The organism is Flavobacterium sp., assembly GCF_044369455.1.
Classification (GTDB): Bacteria; Bacteroidota; Bacteroidia; order Flavobacteriales; family Flavobacteriaceae; genus Flavobacterium.
Genome location: NZ_JBIPLW010000012.1, coordinates 17,770 through 42,300 on the forward strand (window position 1 = coordinate 17,770; position 24,531 = coordinate 42,300).

The 24,531-nt window shown below is 34.3% G+C and carries 18 protein-coding genes, 1 tRNA gene and 1 pseudogene; 9 read left to right on the forward strand and 11 right to left on the reverse strand.

The window, feature by feature from the left end; genetic code table 11:
• Positions 1–68: 68 nt before the first annotated feature.
• The 7 genes and pseudogenes from ACIQ2L_RS11115 to tpx all read right to left on the reverse strand — a co-directional run bounded on the left by ACIQ2L_RS11115 (position 69) and on the right by tpx (position 7,402).
• Positions 69–153, reverse strand: a tRNA-Ser gene (locus ACIQ2L_RS11115).
• 211 nt (positions 154–364) lie between these two features.
• Positions 365–1,498, reverse strand: coding sequence for a 3,4-dihydroxy-2-butanone-4-phosphate synthase (gene ribB / locus ACIQ2L_RS11120; RefSeq protein ID WP_396158766.1), 1,134 nt, complete (start codon positions 1,496–1,498; stop codon positions 365–367).
• Between the two features lie 488 nt (positions 1,499–1,986).
• Positions 1,987–3,384 (reverse strand): annotated as a pseudogene (locus tag ACIQ2L_RS11125) (LptF/LptG family permease); the annotation flags it as partial.
• 6 nt (positions 3,385–3,390) lie between these two features.
• Positions 3,391–4,032, reverse strand: coding sequence for an outer membrane lipoprotein carrier protein LolA (locus ACIQ2L_RS11130; RefSeq protein WP_396158768.1), 642 nt, complete (start codon positions 4,030–4,032; stop codon positions 3,391–3,393).
• Position 4,033: 1 nt separating this feature from the next.
• Positions 4,034–6,475 carry a DNA translocase FtsK gene (locus ACIQ2L_RS11135; protein WP_396158770.1) on the reverse strand — a complete coding sequence of 814 codons (2,442 nt, stop codon included), beginning with the start codon at positions 6,473–6,475 and terminating at the stop codon, positions 4,034–4,036.
• A gap of 44 nt (positions 6,476–6,519) precedes the next feature.
• Positions 6,520–6,894 carry a diacylglycerol kinase gene (locus ACIQ2L_RS11140; RefSeq protein ID WP_396158772.1) on the reverse strand — a complete coding sequence of 125 codons (375 nt, stop codon included), beginning with the start codon at positions 6,892–6,894 and terminating at the stop codon, positions 6,520–6,522.
• Positions 6,895–6,904: 10 nt separating this feature from the next.
• On the reverse strand, positions 6,905–7,402 hold the full coding sequence (gene tpx / locus ACIQ2L_RS11145; protein ID WP_396158774.1) for a thiol peroxidase: 498 nt from the start codon (positions 7,400–7,402) through the stop codon (positions 6,905–6,907).
• Between the two features lie 138 nt (positions 7,403–7,540).
• On the opposite strand from tpx, the gene ACIQ2L_RS11150 reads away from it, so the two are divergent.
• From ACIQ2L_RS11150 to arsB, 5 genes are all read left to right on the forward strand, one after another.
• Positions 7,541–7,864 carry an ArsR/SmtB family transcription factor gene (locus ACIQ2L_RS11150; protein WP_396158776.1) on the forward strand — a complete coding sequence of 108 codons (324 nt, stop codon included), beginning with the start codon at positions 7,541–7,543 and terminating at the stop codon, positions 7,862–7,864.
• A 76-nt stretch (positions 7,865–7,940) separates the two neighbouring features.
• On the forward strand, positions 7,941–8,417 hold the full coding sequence (locus ACIQ2L_RS11155) for a DUF6428 family protein (protein ID WP_396158778.1): 477 nt from the start codon (positions 7,941–7,943) through the stop codon (positions 8,415–8,417).
• A 124-nt stretch (positions 8,418–8,541) separates the two neighbouring features.
• On the forward strand, positions 8,542–9,168 hold the full coding sequence (locus ACIQ2L_RS11160) for a protein-tyrosine-phosphatase (RefSeq protein ID WP_396158780.1): 627 nt from the start codon (positions 8,542–8,544) through the stop codon (positions 9,166–9,168).
• Positions 9,158–9,865 (forward strand): protein-tyrosine-phosphatase, encoded by a 708-nt coding sequence (locus ACIQ2L_RS11165; protein ID WP_396158782.1) that lies wholly within the window; start codon positions 9,158–9,160, stop codon positions 9,863–9,865. The genes ACIQ2L_RS11160 and ACIQ2L_RS11165 overlap by 11 nt, the downstream gene beginning before the upstream one ends.
• 1 nt (position 9,866) lies before the next feature.
• Positions 9,867–10,898 carry an ACR3 family arsenite efflux transporter gene (gene arsB, locus ACIQ2L_RS11170; RefSeq protein ID WP_396158784.1) on the forward strand — a complete coding sequence of 344 codons (1,032 nt, stop codon included), beginning with the start codon at positions 9,867–9,869 and terminating at the stop codon, positions 10,896–10,898.
• Positions 10,899–10,902: 4 nt separating this feature from the next.
• Here the strand turns inward: arsB and ACIQ2L_RS11175 are convergent, their stop codons facing one another.
• Genes ACIQ2L_RS11175 through lpdA form a run of 3 tightly spaced genes read right to left on the reverse strand, consistent with a single transcriptional unit; the run spans position 10,903 to position 15,106 of the window.
• Positions 10,903–12,255: a hypothetical protein gene (locus ACIQ2L_RS11175; RefSeq protein ID WP_396158786.1), complete on the reverse strand. Its 1,353-nt coding sequence runs from the start codon at positions 12,253–12,255 to the stop codon at positions 10,903–10,905.
• Positions 12,255–13,667 (reverse strand): choice-of-anchor B family protein, encoded by a 1,413-nt coding sequence (locus ACIQ2L_RS11180; RefSeq protein ID WP_396158788.1) that lies wholly within the window; start codon positions 13,665–13,667, stop codon positions 12,255–12,257. Before ACIQ2L_RS11180 ends, ACIQ2L_RS11175 begins: the two co-directional genes overlap by 1 nt.
• Before the next feature lie 35 nt (positions 13,668–13,702).
• Positions 13,703–15,106: a dihydrolipoyl dehydrogenase gene (gene lpdA / locus ACIQ2L_RS11185; protein WP_396158790.1), complete on the reverse strand. Its 1,404-nt coding sequence runs from the start codon at positions 15,104–15,106 to the stop codon at positions 13,703–13,705.
• 363 nt (positions 15,107–15,469) lie between these two features.
• On the opposite strand from lpdA, the gene pckA reads away from it, so the two are divergent.
• The 3 genes from pckA (at position 15,470) to ACIQ2L_RS11200 (ending at position 20,267) form a co-directional block, all read left to right on the forward strand.
• Entirely contained in the window at positions 15,470–17,074 is a 1,605-nt protein-coding gene (pckA, locus tag ACIQ2L_RS11190) for a phosphoenolpyruvate carboxykinase (ATP) (RefSeq protein ID WP_396158792.1), read from the forward strand.
• Between the two features lie 67 nt (positions 17,075–17,141).
• Complete coding sequence (locus ACIQ2L_RS11195) at positions 17,142–18,524, forward strand: threonine/serine exporter ThrE family protein (RefSeq protein ID WP_396158794.1); 1,383 nt, start codon at positions 17,142–17,144, stop codon at positions 18,522–18,524.
• A gap of 516 nt (positions 18,525–19,040) precedes the next feature.
• Positions 19,041–20,267, forward strand: a complete 1,227-nt coding sequence (locus tag ACIQ2L_RS11200) for a T9SS type A sorting domain-containing protein (RefSeq protein ID WP_396158796.1) — start codon at positions 19,041–19,043, stop codon at positions 20,265–20,267.
• Between the two features lie 50 nt (positions 20,268–20,317).
• Here ACIQ2L_RS11200 and ACIQ2L_RS11205 read toward each other — a convergent pair whose 3' ends face one another.
• On the reverse strand, positions 20,318–21,994 hold the full coding sequence (locus tag ACIQ2L_RS11205) for an amino acid permease (protein ID WP_396158798.1): 1,677 nt from the start codon (positions 21,992–21,994) through the stop codon (positions 20,318–20,320).
• A gap of 249 nt (positions 21,995–22,243) precedes the next feature.
• Between ACIQ2L_RS11205 and katG the strand changes: the two genes are divergently transcribed.
• Positions 22,244–24,448, forward strand: coding sequence for a catalase/peroxidase HPI (gene katG, locus ACIQ2L_RS11210; protein ID WP_396158800.1), 2,205 nt, complete (start codon positions 22,244–22,246; stop codon positions 24,446–24,448).
• The last annotated feature ends 83 nt before the right edge of the window (positions 24,449–24,531 follow it).

Genomic DNA, 24,531 nt, shown 5'->3' on the forward strand with positions numbered 1-24,531 from the left:
TGTGGGGATATTGAGGAAATAAAAAACCCTAAATTGCTGTAAATAAGCTGTTAGGGTTTCTTTTTCAGCGGAGAAAGAGGGATTCGAACCCCCGGACCTGTTACAGTCAACAGTTTTCAAGACTGCCGCAATCGACCACTCTGCCATTTCTCCTTTAAGTCGATGCCTACTTGCGTAACGCGGATGCAAATATAACAACCTTTTTCATTTTGCAAAAAGATTTTGGCTAAAATGTCTACTTATTTTTTGATTCAAATGCTATTTGTTTCACTTGCTGCGTATTACTTCAACTTATTCCAAGCTCAAGGTTCAAAGTTCGCAGCGTCTGACACGAAACTCGGAACTTGCAACCCGTAACTCAAAACTAATACCGTACATACTCAATAATCTCTAATCCATAACCAATCATTCCCACACGCTTAGTTTGTGTAGTATTCGAAATAAGCCTTATCTTCGAAATATCAATATCGTGCAATATCTGAGCACCAATACCAAAATCCTTAACATCCATTTTAATTTGTGGTACTCTTTGAATGCCCTCGGCTTGCAACTGTTTCAACTCAGTTAATCGATGCAATAAATCTGAAGAATCTATTTCCTGATTGATAAACAGTATTGCACCTTTTTCTTCTTGTAAGATTCTATTAAAAACATCATCCAACTTTTTATCCATAGCCATTGCTAAAGTATTCAGGATGTCATTATTGGCTTGTGCCGAGTTAACACGAGTGAGTATTGGTTCACCCAAATTCCAGCTGCCTTTGGTCAGTGCCAAATGCACTTGTTTGTTTGTAGTTTGCTGATAGGCTCGCAAACGGAAGGTTCCAAAACGAGTTTCGATTTCAAAGTCGTCTTTTTTAACAATTAGACTATCATGCTGCATTCTGTAGGCTACTAAATCTTCGATAGAAACCAATTTCAAATCAAACTTTTTTGCTACTTCTTCTAACTGAGGTAATCGTGCCATGCTCCCATCTTCATTCATGATTTCTACAATCACACCAGCAGGTTTGAAACCAGCTAATCGAGCAAAATCTATAGCGGCTTCCGTATGACCTGTTCTACGCAATACACCACCTTGTTTTGCCGTTAACGGAAAGATATGTCCAGGACGCGCTAGATCGTATGGTTTTGTTCCTTCGTTTACCAAAGCCAATATCGTTTTGGCCCTGTCGGATGCCGAAATACCTGTAGTAACACCATTTCCTTTTAAATCAACTGAAACCGTAAAAGCAGTTTCCATATGATCGGTATTATTTTTAACCATCGAATGCAGTTCCAATTCATCACAACGTTTTTCTGTCAACGGAGCGCAAATTAATCCCTTACCATGGGTAGCCATGAAATTGATCATTTCGGGAGTTACTTTTTCGGCTGCAGCCAAAAAATCACCTTCATTTTCACGATCTTCATCATCAACTACGATGATAACTTTACCTTGTCGGATATCTTCAATGGCTTCTTCAATAGTATTGAGTTTTATTTTTTGATCACTCATTATAATTGTGTATGTGATTTAGATTGTACTTCTTTTAGATACATTTTATTATAAAAATAGAATAGGGGATAAAACGGAAATGCTCCAAGCAGGACAATGATGGTTTTTAAATCTACCATTTTGTTGGTTTGAGTTCCTATTTTTTGCAAAAGGGATTGTGTTTTATATACTGTAAAATAAAAACCAATTCCAATGATTATAAATGATACAACAATAATAGTATCTTTTATTTCAGTCCAAAATGCTAATACAAGCAATACTAAATAACCAATAATTGTAAATAAACTGTATTGATTGTGTTGTTTGAATACCTTTTCTACAGCCAGTTGCGGTAGTTGCTCTGATTCTTTTTTTGAATATTTATTAATTGAAGACTTAATAACTTTTTCTTCAATGGTAACAATATCTTTTTTAACATTAATACCGCCTGTAGAAGGAACCCTTTCAATGGCTAATACTGTTTCTCCTTTAATGGGATTAAATCGATTAAACCAATTGGTTAGCCAGTCAAAACTGATATTAAACCCTTTATCATCGGTTGCTTTTTTGGTTAATAGTATGGCTAAAGGCGCTAAAACTAGTGTAGACATCCAACAACCCAAAAAGGGAATTATTTCATTTTGTTGTGCTACCTTTTTTCCAAAGGTGTTAATGAAGTGAAAAACAATAAAGATTAATATGGCAAAAACGATGGGCATTCCTAATCCTCCTTTGCGGATTATAGCACCTAAAGGAGCACCAATAAAAAACATCAACAAACAGGAAAAGGCAATAACAAACTTGTCATAAAGCGCAATCCAATGCTGGCTAATATTCTTTTGTTTATCTTCTATCTCATAAGAAGAACTAGATAAAGAAAAATTGGTGGCATCAACATTAGTGCTCGCCACACGAAGAATTTGTATGATATCAGAGTTCGAATAATTTTTTAATAAATTAGGACTCTTAAGTTTATCTTTATTGGTGGTTGTAGGATTATAAGATGGTATTATGGAGGATCTTTGATTGATGTTTTCTGAAATAGATATAACGTCTTTTTTATAGTTTTTTTCCAAAGAATCAATGGTAAAACTTAGCTCGCCAACCGTAAGCATCGTATTGGTATTGGTGATTTGTGCTTCATCCAAATTGGCACTATTCAATTTGGATAAATCTATATTAATGACATACTTTTTGAATTCGCTTTTAGCAAACGGAACTTTGTTACGCTCTTCAAACTTTTTCGGAATGATATCTTCGTAATAGTTGCCGTCTTTTAATACCAATTTCAGAATATTGGAACTTTCACTACTTATTAACTCGCCACTTTTTGCTTTAATTACGGTATTGCTTCCAGCACCCATTGCGGATAGTTTGTGTATGGTAACACCTTTAAGGTATTTTCCGTTTTCCCCCGATTTTTTTTCAACTTTGATATTATACGTTCCAACCTGACTAAATTGTCCTTCAGCTATTGCCATGGCAGGTTTTACTTGCGCAATATTTCTTCGGAAGTTGACAAACTTATATTCTGCAAAGGGGATGACATTATTGGCAAAAATGAAAGCTACAACGCTCAATGCAGCAATAAAATAGATTAAAGTGCGCATGGCTCTTTGTAATGAGATACCAGAGGATTTCATAGCCGCTAATTCATAGTTTTCTGCTAAACTCCCAAAAGTCATGATGGAGGCTAATAATACCGATAAGGGTAAAACAAGCGGAATAATACTAGGCATTTTAAAAAGTAAAAACTTTAGAATCATTAAGAAATCTAAATCTTTACCAGCCAATTCAGAAATGAAAAGCCAAACAACTTGCAATACGAATATGAAAAATAGAATTACAAATACCGTCGTAAATGTAATAATGAAGGATTTTAATAAGTACTTATCAAGTATTTTCACTCGAGATTAATCTAGTTTATTGATGTAGTAATTTGGATATTTACTAGCCGCAAAGGTAAACTGATTTTTTGATAAAGGCTGATTGGTTTTAAAAGAATTAACAGTAAGCGAAGTTCTAGTGCCATTTTTACCCATTTCAATCACATTATAAATATTTTTGGTTTGGGAATCGATTCCTAATAATACTTCTTTTCTTTGATCTTTAGCATTGGTTGGAACTAATTTAATATACTGTATTTTTCGCCCTTTAACGTCTTGTAATATGTCCCAGCTGTATTTATAACCACTATTAAAAAACGTTAGCATTTTTGATGGAGTAATCGATTTTTCATCACCGTCACTTAAGCTTGAAATGGTTACTTCTTCGTCTTCAGGAACGATGGTGTAGCTTTTTTTACCGTCATATATTTTGGTAACTCCCATAAAATTCAATACATATTTATTGTCTTGAATAATTACATTTCCTTTACTTTCTTTATTGATGTTTTCTTTATTGTTGGTAAGAGTATACTTAAAATCGATAGTAATGTTGTCGTACGATTTTATCTTGGCAGTTACTTGATCTAGGAGTTCTTTTGCTTTTTTATCTTGAGCATTTGCATTGGCTATTACTAGAAATAAGAGTGCAATCGAAAGTATTTTGTTCATTTTAAGCATTATTTTGTTCATTAGTGAAAAATTGGTCTAATGAAGCTAAGTCCGGAATGTTGACACTTCTTGCTTTGCTTCCTTCAAACGGACCTACAATTCCGGCTGCTTCTAATTGATCAATTAATCTACCAGCACGATTGTAACCCAATTTCAGCTTCCTTTGCAATAATGATGCCGAACCCTGTTGGGCTGATACAATTATTTCGGCCGCTTCTCTAAACATGCTATCTCTTTCGGAAATGTCAAATTCAAGGTTGATACTATTTCCTTCTTCACCAACATATTCAGGTAAAAGATAGGCACTAGCATAGGCTTTTTGGGAGCCAATATAATCTACAATTTTTTCTACTTCGGGAGTATCAACAAAAGCACATTGAACGCGAACTAAATCATTCCCATTAGAATATAACATATCACCACGTCCAATTAATTGATCCGCACCTTGAGTGTCTAAAATGGTTCTACTATCGATTTTTGAAGTTACTCTAAAGGCAATTCGAGCAGGAAAGTTGGCTTTAATAAGACCGGTAATCACATTCACAGAAGGTCTTTGGGTAGCAATGATTAAATGAATACCAATGGCACGAGCCAATTGCGCCAAACGTGCTATCGGAGTTTCTACTTCTTTTCCGGCAGTCATAATCAAATCGGCAAACTCATCCACTACTAAAACAATATAGGGTAGAAAACGATGTCCGTTTTCCGGATTTAATTTACGCGCTTTAAACTTATCGTTATATTCTTTGATATTTCTAACCATTGCGTCTTTCAACAACGAATAACGGTTATCCATTTCAATACACAATGAATTTAAAGTATGAACCACTTTCGTATTATCGGTGATAATGGCATCACCATCATCGGGTAGTTTTGCCAAATAATGACGTTCTATTTTATTGAAAAGTGTCAATTCAACTTTCTTTGGGTCAACCAAAACAAATTTTACTTCCGCAGGATGCTTTTTGTATAACAACGACGTTAAAACAGCATTCAAACCTACCGATTTTCCTTGTCCGGTGGCACCCGCCATCAAAAGGTGTGGCATTTTTGCCAAATCGACCACAAAGGTTTCGTTGGAAATGGTTTTTCCTAAAGCAATTGGCAATTCCATTTCGGCTTCTTGGAATTTAGCCGAACCAATGACACCGCGCATGGGAACCATGGTTGGGTTTTTATTAGGTACTTCTATACCTATAGTTCCTTTTCCTGGAATAGGAGCAATGATACGAATACCAAGTGCTGCCAAAGACAATGCAATATCGTCTTCTAAGCTTTTAATTTTAGAAATACGAATACCCGCTTCGGGAACAATTTCATATAAGGTAACTGATGGTCCAACGGTAGCTTTGATTTGGGCAATTTCAATCTTGTAGTTTTTTAAGGTTTCTACAATTCGGTTTTTGTTTTCTTCTAATTCTTCCTGATTAATCGTGATGCCAACAGAAGTATATTCTTTTAGTAAATCAATGGTTGGAAATTTATAATTGGATAATTCTAAGGTTGGATCGAACAAACCAAAATCTTCTACCAATTTGGCGGCTAGATTCTCTTCCACAATATCTTCATCAGCCACTTTCTCGATTACAAAAGCTTCATCGTTGGTTTCAATTATTTGAGGCTGATTTTGAATCGGAGTGTAAACAGTTTTTATGGTTGGTTCCAAATTAATTTCAGAAGCATTTTCAATAGTAGGTTTCAAAGTGTCTTTGTTTATTTCGAATTGCGACGTTTTTAAAGTAGGTTCTTCCAATTCTTCTTCCGTTTCAGTAACGGCAAATTCTTCTAAATTATAGGTTGCGTTATCCGTTTCGGAAGCCGTTAATCCGTTTAAATCTTCTTTAACTGCGGCTTTTTTATTTTCAAAAAAAGTTTTAATTGCCTCAGGAGAAATTTTGATTTTGAAAATTAAATAGATAACAAGCGCAAATACGATTCCGAGTAACGTTCCAATTTTACCGATGTAATCTTGAATGAATTGGTTCATTTCGTAACCAATAGTTCCCCCTAATTCGGGCAAAGAAGTTGCAAAAAACCCAAAGGCTATCGAAATAATTATGATGGCAAATAAATCCCAAAACCAGGTATTTTTTAGTTTTTTGATTGGCAAATCCAAAAGTAAAAAGGCACCGCTCAAAAAGAAAAGTTTTACAAATAGGAAGGAAGCTACACCAAAACCACGATAGACAAACAAATCGGCAATATAGGCACCAAATTTCCCCAGCCAATTTTCCACAGTTTCGCTTCTGTCTGTTAAGGAATTAACGGCGCTTTGATCGGCTTGACCCGTTACAAAAAAAGAAATGAAAGAGACCAAAAAACCTATTGATAGTAAAACTAAAAGAAAACCAAAGAGCATTCGGTATTGCCTTTTGGTTTTTAGAATTCTAATCTCTAATTGAGGATCTTTTTCTTTAGGTTCCTTTTTTACTGTTTTTGCCATTAGTTAATTATAAACGCTTTAAAAATAGAAATTTAATCGAATGTTTATAGAAATTTAGGAACATAAATTAATAATCCAATCGCCATTGCAGCCATCGCTGCGAACATTACACCGCCTGCAGCAATATCTTTGATGAAGCCTATTCTGTCATGAAATTCGGGATGTATAAAATCGGCTATTTTTTCTACTGCCGTATTTAAACTCTCGATTCCTAAAACTAAACCAAAAGCTAGGATTTGCATCATCCATTCGTAACGGTCAATTTCAAAATAAAACCCTGCAATAATCATGATTAAAGCCAAAGACGATTGCACCATTATACTATGTTCAGTAGTAATGAGTTTGTAAGCACCTTTTATGGCAAAACCGATACTTTTAAATCTTCCAGAAAGAAAAGTAGTGTCTTTTTGAAATTTCATTTACAAATTGTTAAAGTGCCGCTATAGCGGATTCATAGTTGGGTTCATCAGCAATTTCTGGAACTTGTTCCGCATATTTCACAATACCGTTTTCATCTAAAACAATTACAACTCTAGAATGTAAGCCAGCCAAAACACTTTCGGTTATTTCTAATCCATAATCTTTTCCAAAACTGCCGGTATTAAAATCGGATAAATTGATTACGTTTTCTAATCCTTCAGCGCCACAAAAACGTTTTTGGGCAAAAGGCAAATCACGTGAAATGCATAAAACTTTTGTATTTTCTAAAGCACTTGCTTTTGCATTAAAAGTTCTTACCGATGCGGCGCATGTACCGGTATCGACACTTGGAAATATATTTAAGACCACTTTTGAACCCGCAAAATCAGCTAACGAAGCCATGCTTAAATCTGTTTTTACTAATTTAAAATCAGGTGCTTTTGATCCTGTTTTTGGTAATTCACCACTGGTGTGTATTGGATTTCCTCCTAATGTTATTGTTGCCATAATGTATGTTTTTTGAGATTTCAAAAGTACTAAAAATATTTAGGATATACGGTTTAGTGTTTTATGAAAAAGAAACAAAAATGTTAGGTTATAATTATTTTTATATCGTAATATTGCAATATATTAATATCAATAAAAATGGGAGCATCAAAATCAGAATCATTTTCAGAAGAACATAACGAAATTGCCACCTTATTTAAAGCACTTTCGCATCCGGCACGAATAGCCATTGTGGACTATTTACTGACAGTTGATGCTTGTATATGTGGCGATATCGTAAACGAATTGCCGTTAGCGCAACCGACCATTTCGCAACATTTGGCAGCATTAAAAAATGCCAATATCATCAAGGGAACTATCGAAGGGACAGCGATTTGTTATTGCATCAATCCAGATACTATTGGTAAAATAGAACATCATTTTGGTATGATTCGCCACAAACTGAAGAATAAATGCTGTTAATTTAAATTCCAACATTTCAAAATCCAAAATTTTTATCTTTCAATCTAAATGCTAATAAATTCTTAATACCCATACAATGAAACTATCAGAAATAAAAATTCAATTAAAAAATCTGACTCAAATCGCTTTTCAATTGCCAAACGGCGAACTGGTTCCCAATCATTTTCACATAACTGAAGTTGGAAAAATCACCAAACATTTTATTGATTGCGGTGGTGTTGTTAGAAAAGAAGAAGTTGCGAATTTCCAACTTTGGGAAGCCAACGATTATGACCATCGTTTGCATCCCGAGAAATTGCTTCATATCATCGAGTTATCGGAAACAAAATTGCAAATTCCCGATTTAGAAATCGAAGTCGAGTACCAATTAAAAGAAACTATTGGAAAATTTAGTTTGGATTTTGATGGAACAAATTTTCAGTTAATTTCAAAAGTAACCGATTGTTTAGCCAAAGACAATTGTGGAATTCCAGTTGATAAACTGAAAGTTAAAATAGGCGAGTGGATGCCAAAAGAGACAAGTTGTTGTACTCAAGATTCAGGTTGTTGTTAATGATGTACCACAAAGTTTCTCAAAGTTTTCAGGAAGTTTCACAAAGAAATTTGAATTGATAAAAAAAACTAGAGTTTGGAAGTTTAATTGCCAAATGACTATTTACTAATCACTCTTTACTAAAATGTTAGAAAATTTATCCAAAACCATAGCAACTATTTCAAAAATTTCGATTTCAAACGAACGAAAAGAAATCTTGCAACCTTTGATTGAATACACTCAAGACAAAGTGAATTCGAAGGAGGAAATTCGTCTAAACTTCATTTGCACACACAATTCTAGAAGAAGCCATTTGTCACAAATATGGGCACAAACGATGGCGTTTCACTTCAGAATTAAAAATGTGTTTTGTTATTCGGGTGGAACAGAAGCAACTGCTATGTTTCCAAAAGTAGGTGAAACTTTAGTTAATCAAGGCTTTGAAATTCAGAAATTAAGTCAAGAACAAAATCCAGTTTACGCAGTGAAATTTGATGAAAATCAACATCCTATTATTTGTTTTTCCAAAGCGTATTTCGATGATTTTAATCCGAAAAAGAACTTTGGAGCCATAATGACTTGCACTAATGCAGACGAAGGTTGCCCGATGGTTTTTGGTGCTGAGGTTAGATTTCCTATAAAGTACGATGACCCAAAAGCATTTGATGGAACCGATTTGATGGATGCCAAATACACTGAGCGAAGCGTGGAAATTGCAAGCGAAATGTATTATGTTTTTTCTCAACTAAATAAAATCAAAAATGAAGAATAGTAGTAGTAAGATTTTAAAAGCCGCATCAGTATTACTTTGCCTCTTCTCTTTATCAAATGTAAAAGCTCAAAAAGCAAATTTGAATTCAGATTTGTTACGCTATTGTACCTCACTTTCATCAGAATTTAATCAAATTCCAGCTGAGCGAAAAGAATATTTAAACGAACTCGTAAGCTATATTGCTGAACAAAAAAAGGCACAAAAAGCAATCAATTTAGTTTTTGTATGTACGAGTAATTCCAGACGAAGTCATATGGCACAAGTGTGGTCACAGATTGCGTCCTATTATTATGAGGTAAAGAATGTAAGTACCTTCTCGGGTGGAACCGAAAAAACTAAAGTCAACAAAAATGCACTTTCTGCACTTGAAAAAACTGGAATTGTTTTACAGTCACATCAACAAAGTGAAAATCCAATTTGGTTCGCGTCTGCAGGTTTTAAATTCACTCCAATGGTATTATTTTCAAAAGTGTATACCGATTCTACCAATCCGTCTCAAAATTTTGGTGCAGTGATGGTTTGTGCCGAAGCGAATGAATCTTGCCCAATTGTTCCGGGTGCCGATTTTAGGTTAGGATTGCCGTATCAAGATCCTAAAGCATTTGATAATACATCGCAACAAAATGAAAAATACGAGGAACGATGCCGACAAATTGCTAGAGAAATGTTTTATGTTTTTTCTCAAATAAAGAAATAACATGAATAAAAGATTAAATTTTTTAGACCGCTATTTAACGCTTTGGATATTTCTAGCGATGTTAGTTGGCGTTTCAATTGGTTATTTTATTCCAAATTCAGCCGGTTTTATTAACTCGTTTTCATCAGGGACAACTAATATTCCTTTAGCAATTGGACTAATTTTGATGATGTATCCGCCGTTGACAAAAATTGACTTTTCTAAAATTGCAAAAATGTTTGAAAAACCAAAATTGCTTACGGCATCGTTTTTTATCACTTGGATAATTGGTCCGTTTTTGATGTTTTTATTAGCCACTTTTTTCTTGAAAGAGTATCCCGAATACATGACTGGTTTAATCATCATCGGAATCGCACCGTGTATTGCCATGGTAATTGTTTGGAATGAGTTAGCTGAGGGAAATAGAGAGTTAACTGCAGGTTTAATTGGGATTAATAGTTTGTTGCAAGTGTTCTTTTTCAGTGTGTATGCTTATTTTTATTTGGAAATTATGTTACCACTATTCGGAATCAAAGGATTAGAATTAAATATAACGATTGCCGAGATTGCTCAAACGGTTGGCATTTATCTCGGAATTCCTTTTGCCTTGGCTGTTATCAGTCGATTTTTTATTAAAAAATATATTGGAGATAAATGGTTTAATCAATCTTTTATTCCATTTGTTTCACCAATCACATTGCTAGCTTTACTTTTTACGATAGTAGTTATGTTCAGTTTAAAAGGCGAAATGATAGTCGATTTACCAATGGATGTTTTGAGGATAGCTATTCCTTTAGTGATTTTCTTCGTTATTATGTTCTTCTTAATGTTTTTTGTTGCTAAGAAAATTGGTGCCAATTATCGGGATGCTGTTGCTTTGTCGTTCACAGCTTCGGGAAACAACTTCGAATTAGCCATTGCAGTTTCTATTGGCGTATTCGGAATTAATAGCGGACAAGCTTTTGCAGGGGTTATTGGACCTTTAGTAGAAGTTCCGGCTTTGATTATATTGGTGAATGTGGCTTTTTGGTTACGAAGAAACTATTTTAATTAAATAACTATTCCAATTTTATGGCCCACAAATCATTTCCACCTTTGTTAGAGGGTACATCAAGTGAATTGCTTTGCGACTCACCAACGATGATAAGTTCTCTTTTAGAGGTTTCAAAAAAATCGCTAGCTAGATCTATATTCAATCCACCAAAGGTTTTTTGCCAATAGAGTTTTGTGTTAGCTTTATTGTCAATTTCAAAAAGCCAAAAATCATTTTGCCCATTATTTGGTTTTCCTTCAAATGTTCCTCTTGAATTACCTACTACGACAAAATTTCCGTTTGCTATTTTTTTTATGGTTGTAGCAACATCAAAAGAATCTCCACCAAAAGATTTCTCCCATATTAGATGTCCATGATCATTAATGTGAATTACCCAAGCATCAAAGTTTCCTTTTGGATTTTTGACATCTCCATCACTACTGTTTGAACGACCGACTATTAAATACGAATTATTTCCTGTTTTTGTGATGCCAAACGCTTGATCAATGGCACTACCACCATAGTTTTCTTTCCAATGTAAATCACCATTCGAATGCAAGCTTACAACCCAATAGTCATAACTTCCTTTGTTATGCTCAATATCAAAATCAGTACTTTCGGAATAACCAACCATTAGAATATCACCATCTTCAGCTTCAACGATATCATTCACTCGATCATTTTGTGTTCCACCAAAGTAACGATACCAAACAAATTCTCCGTTACTATCCAATTTTACACCTAAATATTCGCCAGAACCGTGAAGAGCATTTTTGTGACCTATTTCATGACCAGCTCCGTTATCCTGAGCTCCACCACTACCTTCAATTCCTGAAAATTCAGCAAATCCAGCAATAAAAAACCCACCGTCTTTTGTTTGAATCATTTTATGTCCGTGGTCATGACCCGAAAAACCATAATTTCTACTCCAAATAATGTTTCCTTGTTCTGTGATTTTTGAAATAAAAAAATCATGTTGTCCTACATTTCCAGGAACATCACCATCATTACTGGCACTATAGCCTGCAATAGCATAATTACCGTCGTTTGTAGCAATGATGCTCATTCCATAATCATTGAGAGAACCACCAATGGTTTTGGTCCAAATTAGATTTCCTTCAGCATCTAATTTGGTTAATAAAATATCGGTTAATGAATAGGTTTTAACAATATCTCCATCATTACTTGTGGTATGACCCAGTATTAACATTCCGCCATCTGAAGTTGTCACCACGCTATTGGTATTTTCTTCTAAACTACCACCATAGGTTTTGCTCCAAACCAATGCTGCTTTGAAGGTGTTTTTTTTATCCACCGTAGTTTCATTTGCACAACTAATTAAGAAAAATAAAACAAGTAAACCGCTTAGTTTTTTCATTACTCTATCATTAATTTATTAGTAAAATCATTATTTACTCTAACAAAATACAATCCTCTTTCAAGTCCAGAAATATCATAGCTATCAGAAGACTGGAATGTTTTTATAATTTTGCCAAGAGTATCGTATATGATTATAGAATCTATAACAATTTTTGAATCAATTTTAAAATGAGTTTTTGCTGGATTTGGATAGATAGTATAATTTGCATTTAAAAATTCCTCGTTACGAAGAGCAGCATTTTTTCTCAAGATAAATAAACCTCTATCAATGTCGCTAACAATTATACTTCCACTTGTAAAAAATGGATAAGTATTCCAAGCTCCATTAAACTGTGCATTATTGTTACTTGGAAAGGTATCAAAATAAGCTATTTCATTCAATGTACTCGTTGCAGTAATGGCTGACGTATTCAAAATTCTTAATCCTGCTGTATAACTTGCCAAATACATATCGTTACCTATTATGTAACCGTTATGATCAATTGCTGGAGTTGTTCCAAAATAATCACCTTTATAAACTGGATTATCCAAATCTGTCACATCAATAATTATAGATCTACCATTATTTCCGAGATTAAATTCATCTAATTCATCACATAAAATCCAATATTTTTTATCAGCTGTAAACCAACCTTGATGAGCATAGTAGTTATTATCATAAGTGAAGGTAGCTATTGTAACAGGATTCGATTTGTTTGTAACATTTACAATTGCCACTTTATCTTCATTAGCTCCCATAAAAATTTCTTGTCCTTGATAATCAGGATCCGGACCATCATAAAGAACAATTTGTGCGTCATGCGTGTAGCCGTCCTCATCGTGACTACCAACTAGAACGGGTGCTGTTGGATTTTGCATATTTAAAATTTGAGGACCTCCGTTTACAAGATCTGTCCCATCACAATAAGTAAAACCTGTGGCAGGATTACTTGAAACAGTATGACAATTACCAAAGCCTGTATATCTAGCATCTGGTGTAAAAACTTCAGGAGTTGTAACATTTCGCAATCTTGTCAAATCAAATATTTGCATTCCATGACCATTTGTTTCGCTAACAATTAAAGCATGATTGTTTATAACACTAATTTCTCTCCAAATACTTGATGTATTGTTATGACCTACTATTTTGCCTTTGTACACAGGTGCGCTAGGATTGGTAATATCAACAAAAGCAGTATGCGTTGTGCAACCCATAATGGCATATTCCTTATTGTTTAAAGGATCAGTCCAGCCCCAACATCCGCTACCTTCGGTAGTACCATTTCCACCAATTTGATCAAAATTTAAACGGGACATCAAATCAATTTTATCACAAGGATAAATTCCAGCAAAACCATTAGTACATATTGTTTGACAAAACACATTAGAAACACTAAAAAATACTATAATTGCTAGCAGTCTTTTTTTCATTTATCTTTAGTTTATTGAGGAATACTATTTAATTTTTATACGTGTAAAGGTCTATTGTCAGTTGCCGCCAAAGCTGCTTCTTTAATCGCTTCAGCAAAGGTTGGATGCGCATGTGACATTCTTGAGATATCTTCAGCAGAGGCTCTAAATTCCATGGCAGTTACTGCCTCAGCAATTAAGTCGGCACAACGAGCTCCAATCATGTGAACACCTAAAACTTCATCGGTTTTAGCATCGGCTAGAATTTTTACAAATCCGTCTAAATCACCTCCAGCTCTTGCTCTGCCTAATGCTTTAAACGGAAAACTTCCTGCTTTGTAGGCCACACCAGCTTCTTTTAATTGTTCTTCTGTTTTTCCGACTGCAGCGACTTCGGGCCAAGTGTAAACAACGCCTGGTATCAAATTATAGTCAATATGGGGTTTTTGACCCGCAATTATTTCAGCAACCATCACACCTTCTTCTTCCGCTTTGTGCGCTAACATCGCACCACGAACTACATCGCCAATGGCATAGATATTTGGAATGTTTGTTTGCAAATGATCATTCACTACAATCATGCCGCGTTCGGTAACTTTTACTCCCGCTTTGTCAGCATTTAAACCATCAGTATATGGGCGACGACCCACAGAAACCAGCGCGTAATCTCCTTCGAGTGTTATAATTTCTCCTTTCGCATTTTCGGCTTTAACGGTAACTGTTTTTCCTTTTCTTTCAACCGATTGTACTTTATGCGAGGTATAAAACTTCATTCCTTGTTTCTTAAATACTTTGGTTAATTCTTTGGATAAGCTAGAATCCATTCCCGGAATAATTCGGTCCATAAATTCAACCACAGATACTTCAGCACCCAATCTAAGGTATACTTGTCCTAACTCAATTCCGATTACACCACCTCCAATAATCACTAAATGTTTTGGAACTTCACGTAATTTTAACGCTTCCGTAGAAGTAATGATTCTTTCTTTATCCAATTTGATAAAAGGTAAATTAGAAGGTTTTGAACCGGTAGCAATGATAATATATTTTCCTTCAATAGTTTCAGAAGTGCCATCAGCTTTCTTGATAGCAACATGCGTAGCATCAACAAAAGAACCCAATCCTTCAAAAACAGTAATTTTATTTTTATCCATTAAGAATTTTACGCCACCCGAAGTTTGATCAACCACCGCTTGTTTGCGGGCAATCATTTTTTCAAGATTCACTTTTACGCTCCCAGAAACTTCAATTCCGTGGTCAGCAAAATGTTGTAATTCTTCGTAATGGTGTGAGGATGCTAATAAGGCTTTAGAAGGAATACAACCTACATTTAAGCAAGTGCCTCCAAGTGTTGCATATTTTTCGATGATGGCGGTTTTGAAACCTAGTTGGGCACAACGAATAGCAGATACATATCCGCCTGGACCAGAACCTATAATGACTACGTCAAATGAACTCATAGTTTTATTTTTTAGTGTTACAAAACTACAAATGTTTTTTGGTATTATGAATGACCAACAGTTATTTTAAAAAGCGAACCTTTTTGTTGCAACTCTGACGGTTTTAGGGCTTGCATATAAACAAAATAATTTTACATAATTATTTTATCAATACATGATTTTTTAAGTTATATTTATTATATTCTCTTGCACAATAGGTACTAGCTAATAATCGCTATAAGCCCCGTCAGCAAAAGAAAACGTTTTCGTAGATTTATTTTTTTTATGATAAATATCAGTTATTTCAATAATCAGAAACACGAACTTTGAAATGTAAGTTAATCACTTGCGTATGAGCAAAATTGTAACAAAAAGCGAATTATTATGAAAAACATTAGAATTATTCAAGAATTACATGATTTAGGAATTACAGGGTATCACGAAGTGGTTTATAATCCTTCTTATGAAGAATTATACCAAGCGGAAGTATCTCATAAAAGAAAAGGCTACGAAAAAGGTGCTTTGACAGATACTGGTGCTGTGGCCGTTAAAACTGGTGTTTTTACCGGACGTTCTCCAAAAGACCGCTATATTGTTAGAGACGATATCACAAAAGATACTATTTACTGGGATGAAAAAGTAAATTTTCCCACTACTAAAGAAGTTTGGGATGATTTAAAGTTACTGGTTTTAGAACAACTATCAACGTCTCCAAAGTTATATGTGGTGGATGCTTTTTGTGGAACGAATGCGGATACACGGTTAAAAGTTCGTTTCATTATGGAAGTGGCTTGGCAAGCACACTTTGTAACCAATATGTTTATCAGACCTTCTATTTATGAATTGGAAACTTTTGGTAAGCCAGATTTTGTAGTCATGAATGGTTCCAAAACAACCAATCCAAATTGGAAAGAGCACGGATTGAATTCTGAGAACTTTGTGCTATTTAATCTTACTGAAAAAATTCAAATCATTGGAGGTACTTGGTATGGTGGAGAGATGAAAAAAGGAATGTTTGCCATGATGAATTATTATCTTCCGCTTAAAGGAATGGCTTCTATGCACTGTTCAGCCAATGTAGGAGAAGCTGGTGATGTTGCCATTTTCTTTGGGTTATCTGGAACAGGAAAAACAACATTGTCTGCGGACCCAAAACGATATTTAATAGGTGATGATGAACACGGATGGGATAATAACGGCGTTTTTAATTTTGAAGGTGGATGTTATGCAAAAGTAATTGACTTAAGTGAAAATAACGAGCCCGATATTTGGAGAGCCATCAAAAGAGATGCTTTGTTAGAAAATGTTATTGTTGATGAATATGGAGAAGTTAATTACTTCGATCATTCTATTACTGAAAACTCAAGAGTTTCGTATCCAATTTACCACATAAATAAAATTGTTTTACCATCAAAAGCAGGACATGCGAGTAAAATCATTTACCTGTCTGCCGATGCTTTTGGAGTTTTACCACCCGTTTCTATCTTAGATGAGGATCAAGCGCAATACCATTTCTTATGTGGTTATACTTCAAAATTAGCCGGAACCGAAAGAGGAATTACAGAACCAGAACCATCATTCTCTCCAGCATTTGGCGAAGCGTTCTTGACATTACACCCAACCATGTATTCTAAAACATTGATAGGTAAAATGAAAGAACACAATGCTAAAGCCTATCTTGTAAACACAGGTTGGAACGGTACAGGAAAACGAATTTCCTTAAAATACACAAGAGCCATCATTGATGCAATTATCAACAGTGAGATTGATAAAGCTAGTACAATAGATATTCCTTACCTTAATTTAACCATTCCAACAGCTTTAACCGGTGTTGGTGAGGGTTTGTTGGACCCAAGAGATACCTACAAAGACAAAGCAGAATGGGAACGTAAAGCAAAAGATTTGGCGTCTCGTTACATCAAAAACTTCCAACAGTATACCAATACTGAAGAAGGCAAACGATTGGTGGTAGCGGGTCCAAGTATATAAATTACTTTGATGAAGTAGTGTTGGTTTCTTAAAGCGTTGATTATATTTATAATCAATTAAAGAATAAATGGAAATTTTAGAAAAAGTTGACGATAAGGAAATCAATGAAACCTTACATGTTTTAGCAGATGTTGTCGTGGCATTACATTCAAGCGGTGCACATTATGCTCGTATCGTTCGTAATGTCGAACGAATGGCTAAAGGTTTGGGTTTTGAAGTTGAATTAGTGTTGACCTTTAATGGAATTGTACTAACTATTTATAAAGATAAAAATGAAGGCAGTTATACTTTAGCCAGAAGCATTAAAATCAAAGGAATTAATTTTGAGACTGTTTCTGGCATAAGTATTTTGTCTTGGGATGTTTTAGAAAATAAAATTTCTACCAGACGAATAGGTAAAATTCTGAATAGAATTAAACGAAAAGTAGTTTATCAAAAATGGGAATTATACCTTTTATTGCCTTTAGCAAGTGTATCTCTTTGTCGTTTGTTTGAAGGCGATTGGTTGCAATGTATAATCGCTTTCATTTCTACTTTATTGGGAATTAGTTTTTTAAAATTCTTAAGAGCCAAAAGCTATAATTCATTTTTCTCTTATTTTTTAGTGACGGTACTTTCTGTTTCTTCTATCCATTTATTAGGAGCCATCTTTAATTTAAATCATATTCAAGCACTTGCTGTATCCGTACTTTACTTAGTGCCTGGCGTAATTTTAATCAATTCGTTTATTGATTATTTAGAAGGGTACATCGAAGCAGGAAGCTCTAAGTTTATCTATGGATTATTCATAATTTTTGCCATTGCCAGTGGTTTCTTTTTTTCAAATTTTATTTACAATCTAGGTATTTTTAATCATGTTTTGTATGATTTTTCGGAGACACAACAAAGTTTAGTTTTTCATGAGGAAAGTTCCCATGCACTTTTGTTTGCAACCAAATTCCTTTTTGGCGGATTAACATCATTGGGATTTGCAGTTTTGTTCAATACACCAAAACGCGCGTTATGGGTTGTTTTTTTGTTGGGCGGAATCGGATTTTTGATAAAGTATGTGTTGAATGTTGAAATGAATTTTAGCCAACTATTTGCTGTTTTTTGCGCTTCTTGTTTTGTGGGTGTCTCCGGAATGTATTTTGCACATCGAACGCACACGCCACCGGTAGTTTTTACTATCCCAGCGGTAATCAATATGATTCCGGGTCTGTTAAGTTATCAGTTCATGATGGGAATCATTAATTGGATTATGCAACCCAACGGGAAAGTTCAAAATGTAGATGAAGTGATAAAAATTTTAAACACTGGAATTTCAGCGATATTTATTGTTTTTGCATTGGCATTCGGCGTTGCTTTTGCTGTTATTGTATTCAAAAGCCATTCCGTGAAAGGGAATGATTTGAATAAATTGATTGAGCTTTATTTTAGTAAAAATGCAGAAAAAAAGAGTAGTCAATAGAACTTCTCATTCTTTTTTAGATCTGAAAAAATAAAACTTATAAGAGAAAATTTGGATTTATTTTTTATTAATAAGTAATAGAATACAAGAACTAAATGTCTAGCTCTTTTTTATGTTAAAAAATTGAAAATCAAAAAAATACTAATATTTAATTTAGTAACTTTAACATTGAATATTAAAAAAAATCGTTTTTAATAAATGATTTGGGAAAATGTTCATCGAGGGGAAACTTTAACAGTAAAAGCAATCCTTAATTACATGCAAATCTCAGAGTAACTTATGTTGCCGTAAAAAAGAAGTTTATCCTTTTGCAGTTGGTAAAAATCAACAAATTAAAATAAGAAGGACAGTTACTGACTGTTTAAAGCAAAAGAGGGTAATAAGTTAACGAATCAGATTGTGTAGAAAATCCGTTATAAAGTTCTCTTTAACGGATTTTTTTGTGTTATATTTTGTAATTGATAGTTTACAATTCAGGATTATTTATTACTTTTAAATCCTGTTAATAAGTTGATTATGAAAAACCACTATATTTCGTTTGTGCTTTTGTTTTTGAGTTTGAGTGTTACAGCACAGATTATTAATATCCCTGATCCAAATTTTAAAGCAAAGTTATTGCAAGCAAGTGCAAGTAGTTATATTGCTTTTGATTTTGCTGGAAATAGAACTGCTATTGACACCAATGGTAATGGTGAAATAGAACTAAGCGAAGCCGCGCTAATAGAAACGTTATATATTATAAATGCTAATATTACCTCTTTAGCTGGTATCGAGTCCTTTGTTAACTTAAACAAATTGGATTTTAGTTACAATCAAATGAATCAATTTGACCCTTCGATTTTTCCTGATTTATTCTTACTTTATTGTTCTAATAACCAATTAACTTCACTTGATTTAACAAACAATTTAGCACTTCAAAATTTAGATTGTAGTCACAATTCAATTAATCAAATATCCTTGCCAGATTTCACATATGGAATATCTGCTAATATAGGTTTTAATCAATTAACAACTATTGATTTGAGTCATTTATCTCAAATAGTATCCTTATATTTAAATAATAACAGTTTAACTTCTGTTCTTTTCAATCACCCTAATTATACTTTTCTTATTGATGGAGGTATTGATGTATCTAATAACCCATTAGTTACTTTAGATATGGGTCAATTAAGAAATAGCCCTTTATTGATGGGCGAGCCCTATGATAGCATAGAAATAAATAATACTTCATTAAGACAAATAATTTGTCCGATGGCATTTGTTAAGTATTATTACATTAATAATAATCCAAATTTGGAGCTTATAAGTTTTAAAAATGAACGATTAGAGCAGTTTGTTGATAACGATTTTGACACTGGTGCTTATATTCTAAATAATACTAATTTAAATGCCATTTGCGTAGACGAACTTGGAGGTGTTTCACAAACAGAGCTACAGTTTTTTGAAGATTATTTTACTGGTTCTGCAATAACGGTTAGCACTACAACTTGTAATTTAGGTACTGCTGGTAACGAAATAAGTTTATTCAAAATTTATCCCAACCCGACCTCAGATACTATAAATGTTGAAGTATCCAATAATCAAGTTATCAATAAAGCTACTATAACTAATCTATTAGGACAATCCATAATGACTTATGAAAATACTAGAATGCTTGATATAAGTTCATTAGCCAATGGAGCATATTTGATAACAGTTGAAACAGAATCAGGCACTGAAACGAAACGGATTATTAAACAATAATCAATAAATAAAATCCTGTCGTTCTTAAAATGAGAGAATTTTTAACAGGCTTATTTTTTATTTAAATTACTGTTTTTATAGCCAAATAAGAAGTAAATCACTAAGCCGATTAATAGCCATATTCCAAACCACTGCCAGTTAGATACTGCCATTCCGGTAAGAAGATAGCAACATGATATAAGTCCAAGTAAAGGTATCAACGATAAATTTTTAATAAAAGACAGTATTGCCATTACAATGCATAAGGTGATAAAAACAAGCATTGGGATATTAGTCGTAAAGAATGTATCTGAATATCTAAATGTATCTGGAAAAAAAGTAGGTAAGTAATATTGAACCATTCCAAATGCTGCTAAACACATCAATGGAAAAATGTATTTTGCATTGATATAGGGTATTCTGAATTTGCCTTTAGTAGCTCTTTCGGCAAGTTCTGATTCGCTCTGTGGAGAAAGTAATAAGACACCACCGCATACCAAAACAAAGGCAAACAAAGTTCCGATACTGGTAAAGTCTAGTACAAAGTTCTCATCGGTAAAGAAGATTGGAATACCTACTACTAAACCAGTAACAATAGTAGCAAATCCGGGTGTTTTATATTTCGGATGTATTTCAGAAAACTTCTTTGGCATTAAACCATCACGACTCATAGTCATCCAGATACGAGGTTGTCCCATTTGAAATACCAATAACACACTAGTCATCGCTACAACTGCTGCTATCGATACAATAAATAACATCCATTTTACTCCTTTTAAAGCAAAAATCTCAGCCAAAGGATCGCTAACACCCAGTAATTGATAGGAAACCATACCGGTAATAACCAATGCCAATACAATAAAAATTACAGTACAAATAGCCAAGGAGTAAATCATACCTTTAGGCAAATCACGTTGTGGATTTTTAGTTTCTTCTGCCAATGTAGAAACAGCATCAAATCCTATGTAGGCAAAGAAAACGGCTGAAACACCGCCCATAACACCACTAAATCCGTTTGGCATAAATGGAGTCCAATTGTCAATATCGATATAAAATGCTCCAACAATTATAATTAAAAAAATAATTGCCAACTTTATATATACCATTACGTTACTAAAGTTTCTAGATTCTTTGGTGCCTCTATAAACTAGATACGTAATTAATAAATTAATAATCACCGCTGGTAAATCGAAAATAATTTTAAGTCCACCAATTACAGGTGCATTTTTCCATGCCAATAAACCTTCAGTGCCCTTATTGGCAACAAAAGCATCTTGTGCCGATTTATAATTTATAGTCAACCATTCGGGTAAATGCAGGTGAAAACTATCTAGTAGATTGGTGAAATAGCCACTCCAGGAAAAGGCAATATATATATTTCCGATGGAATATTCCATTATCAGTGCCCACCCAATTATCCAAGCAAATAACTCTCCAAAGGAAACATAGGCATAGGTATAAGCGCTACCAGAAACAGGTACTCGTGAGGCAAATTCTGCATAACACATGGCTGTAAATCCACAAGCAATAGCACAAATTATATATAGAAAAATAACACCTGGTCCACCTGAAAAACAAGCATTTCCAATAGCGCTAAAAGTGCCGCCACCAATAATGGCTGCGATCCCAAAAAAAGTTAAATCCCTAACATTTAAAACCTTATTTAAACCACTATGTTCTTCTCCATCTCCACCTTGTTGTAAAATAATAGAAGTTGATTTTTTTCGGAATAATTTAGATAATAGCATGGACTTGTTTTTGGTTTAGTTGAAAACAAATATATAAAAGATTTGATAGTAAATGCGAATGTCTTTGGGACATTAAAATTTCTCTCCTAAACAAGATTAGTGTTTATAGCAATACTTTTTTATATAAGTTTTGACAATTAGTTTATAGTAATATATAATAAAAAATTATCGAAGTGCATGACAGTTATCATTAGTTTTGGGCTATCAAAAATGTAACTTTACAAAATAACAACATAAATCATAATAACTATGGGAAATGACTCATCACAAGGTAAATGTCCTTTTAATCACGGAACTTCAATGCAAACGGCAAGCGGAGGAACTTCTAATAATGATTGGTGGCCTAATCGTTTAAATTTAAATATTTTAAGACAGCAGTCCAATTTGTCTAACCCATTAGATGAAAATTTTAATTATGCTGAAGCGTTTAAAAGTTTAGACTTGGCAGCAGTTAAAAAAGATATTTTTGATCTAATGACCGATTCTCAAGATTGGTGGCCAGCAGATTATGGTCATTATGGTCCTTTATTCATTCGTATGGCTTGGCATAGCGCAGGAACCTACAGAATTTCAGATGGTCGTGGTGGAGCTGGAACAGGAAATCAACGTTTTGCACCTATTAATAGTTGGCCAGATAACGGAAATTTAGATAAAGCCAGAATGTTACTTTGGCCTATCAAACAAAAATATGGTAAAAGTCTGTCTTGGGCTGATTTAATGATTTTAGCTGGAAACTGTGCGTTGGAGTCTATGGGATTCAAAACATTTGGTTTCGCAGGTGGCCGTGAAGATATTTGGGAACCAGAACAAGATATTTATTGGGGAACTGAAACTGAATGGTTAGGTGATAAAAGATATTCAGGCGATAGAGAATTGGAAGATCCTTTGGCAGCCGTACAAATGGGATTAATTTATGTAAATCCACAAGGACCAAATGGTGTTCCTGATCCGATTGCTTCTGGAAAAGATATCAGAGAAACTTTTGCTCGAATGGCAATGAATGATGAAGAAACGGTAGCTTTAGTAGCTGGTGGTCATACTTTTGGAAAAGCTCATGGTGCTGGTGATGCAGAATTGGTTGGCAGAGAACCAGAAGCAGCTAGTATCGAAGAAATGGGAATGGGATGGAAGAATGCATTTGGAACGGGTAAAGGTGGCGATACCATTACTAGCGGACTAGAAGGAGCATGGAAACCCAATCCAACGACATGGGATAACGGGTATTTCGAAACTTTATTTAAATATGATTGGAAATTGACAAAAAGTCCAGCGGGTGCTTTTCAATGGATTCCAACAGATGAAAGTGCTGCAACTTTAGTAGAAGATGCACATGATTCGAATAAACGTCATGCACCAATAATGACTACTGCTGATTTGGCTTTAAAAATGGATCCAATTTACGAACCAATTTCTAGAAGATTCTTTGAAAATTTCTCCGAATTTGAAGATGCTTTTGCAAGAGCTTGGTTCAAACTGACCCACAGAGATATGGGACCAAAAGCAAGATACGTTGGAAGCGAAGTACCTCAAGAAGAATTAATTTGGCAAGATCCAGTTCCCGCTGTAAATCATGAGTTGGTTAACGAACAAGATATTGCGCAACTAAAATCCGATTTATTGGCATCAGGATTATCAGTTTCAGAATTAGTGTCTACAGCATGGGCGTCTGCGGCATCTTTTAGAGGTTCAGATATGCGTGGTGGTGCAAATGGCGCACGAATCCGACTAGAACCAATGAAAAATTGGGAAGTTAACAATCCAATTCAATTGAATAAAGTACTGGCAATAGTAGAAACTGTGCAGCACAACTTTAATGCAAAACAAAGTGATACTAAAAAAGTTTCTTTAGCAGACATTATAGTTCTTGGAGGTTGTGCAGCAATAGAAAAATCAGCTAAAGATGGAGGATTTTCAGTTACTGTTCCTTTCACACCTGGACGCACCGATGCTACACCAGAACAAACCGATGTTGATTCATTTAAGGTATTAGAACCAAAAGCGGATGGTTTTAGAAATTATAAATCAGCTAAATGTATTTCAACTACAGAAGCATTATTGGTTGATAAAGCACAATTACTTACACTTACTGCTCCAGAAATGACTGTTTTAGTAGGTGGAATGAGAGTATTAAATGCAAATTACAACGGTTCCAAAAATGGAGTTTTCACTTTTAAACCGGGAGTTCTATCGAATGATTTCTTTGTAAACGTATTAGACTTAGGAACTAAATGGAACGCAACTGACGATAAAGGCGAATCATTTGAAGGAAAAGACAGAAAATCAGGTGCTTTAAAATGGACAGCAACCAGAGCGGATTTAATTTTTGGTTCTCACTCTGAACTAAGAGCTTTGGCTGAAGTGTATGCTGAAAGTGATGCTAAAGAAAAATTTGTTCACGATTTTATTAAAGCATGGAATAAAGTGATGAACTTAGACCGATTTGATTTGGTTTAATTCGGCTATTGTATTAAAAATCCCCGCTAAGACGGGGATTTTTTTGTTTAATTGCATTTGTTATTTTGTACAAAAGTGACTTA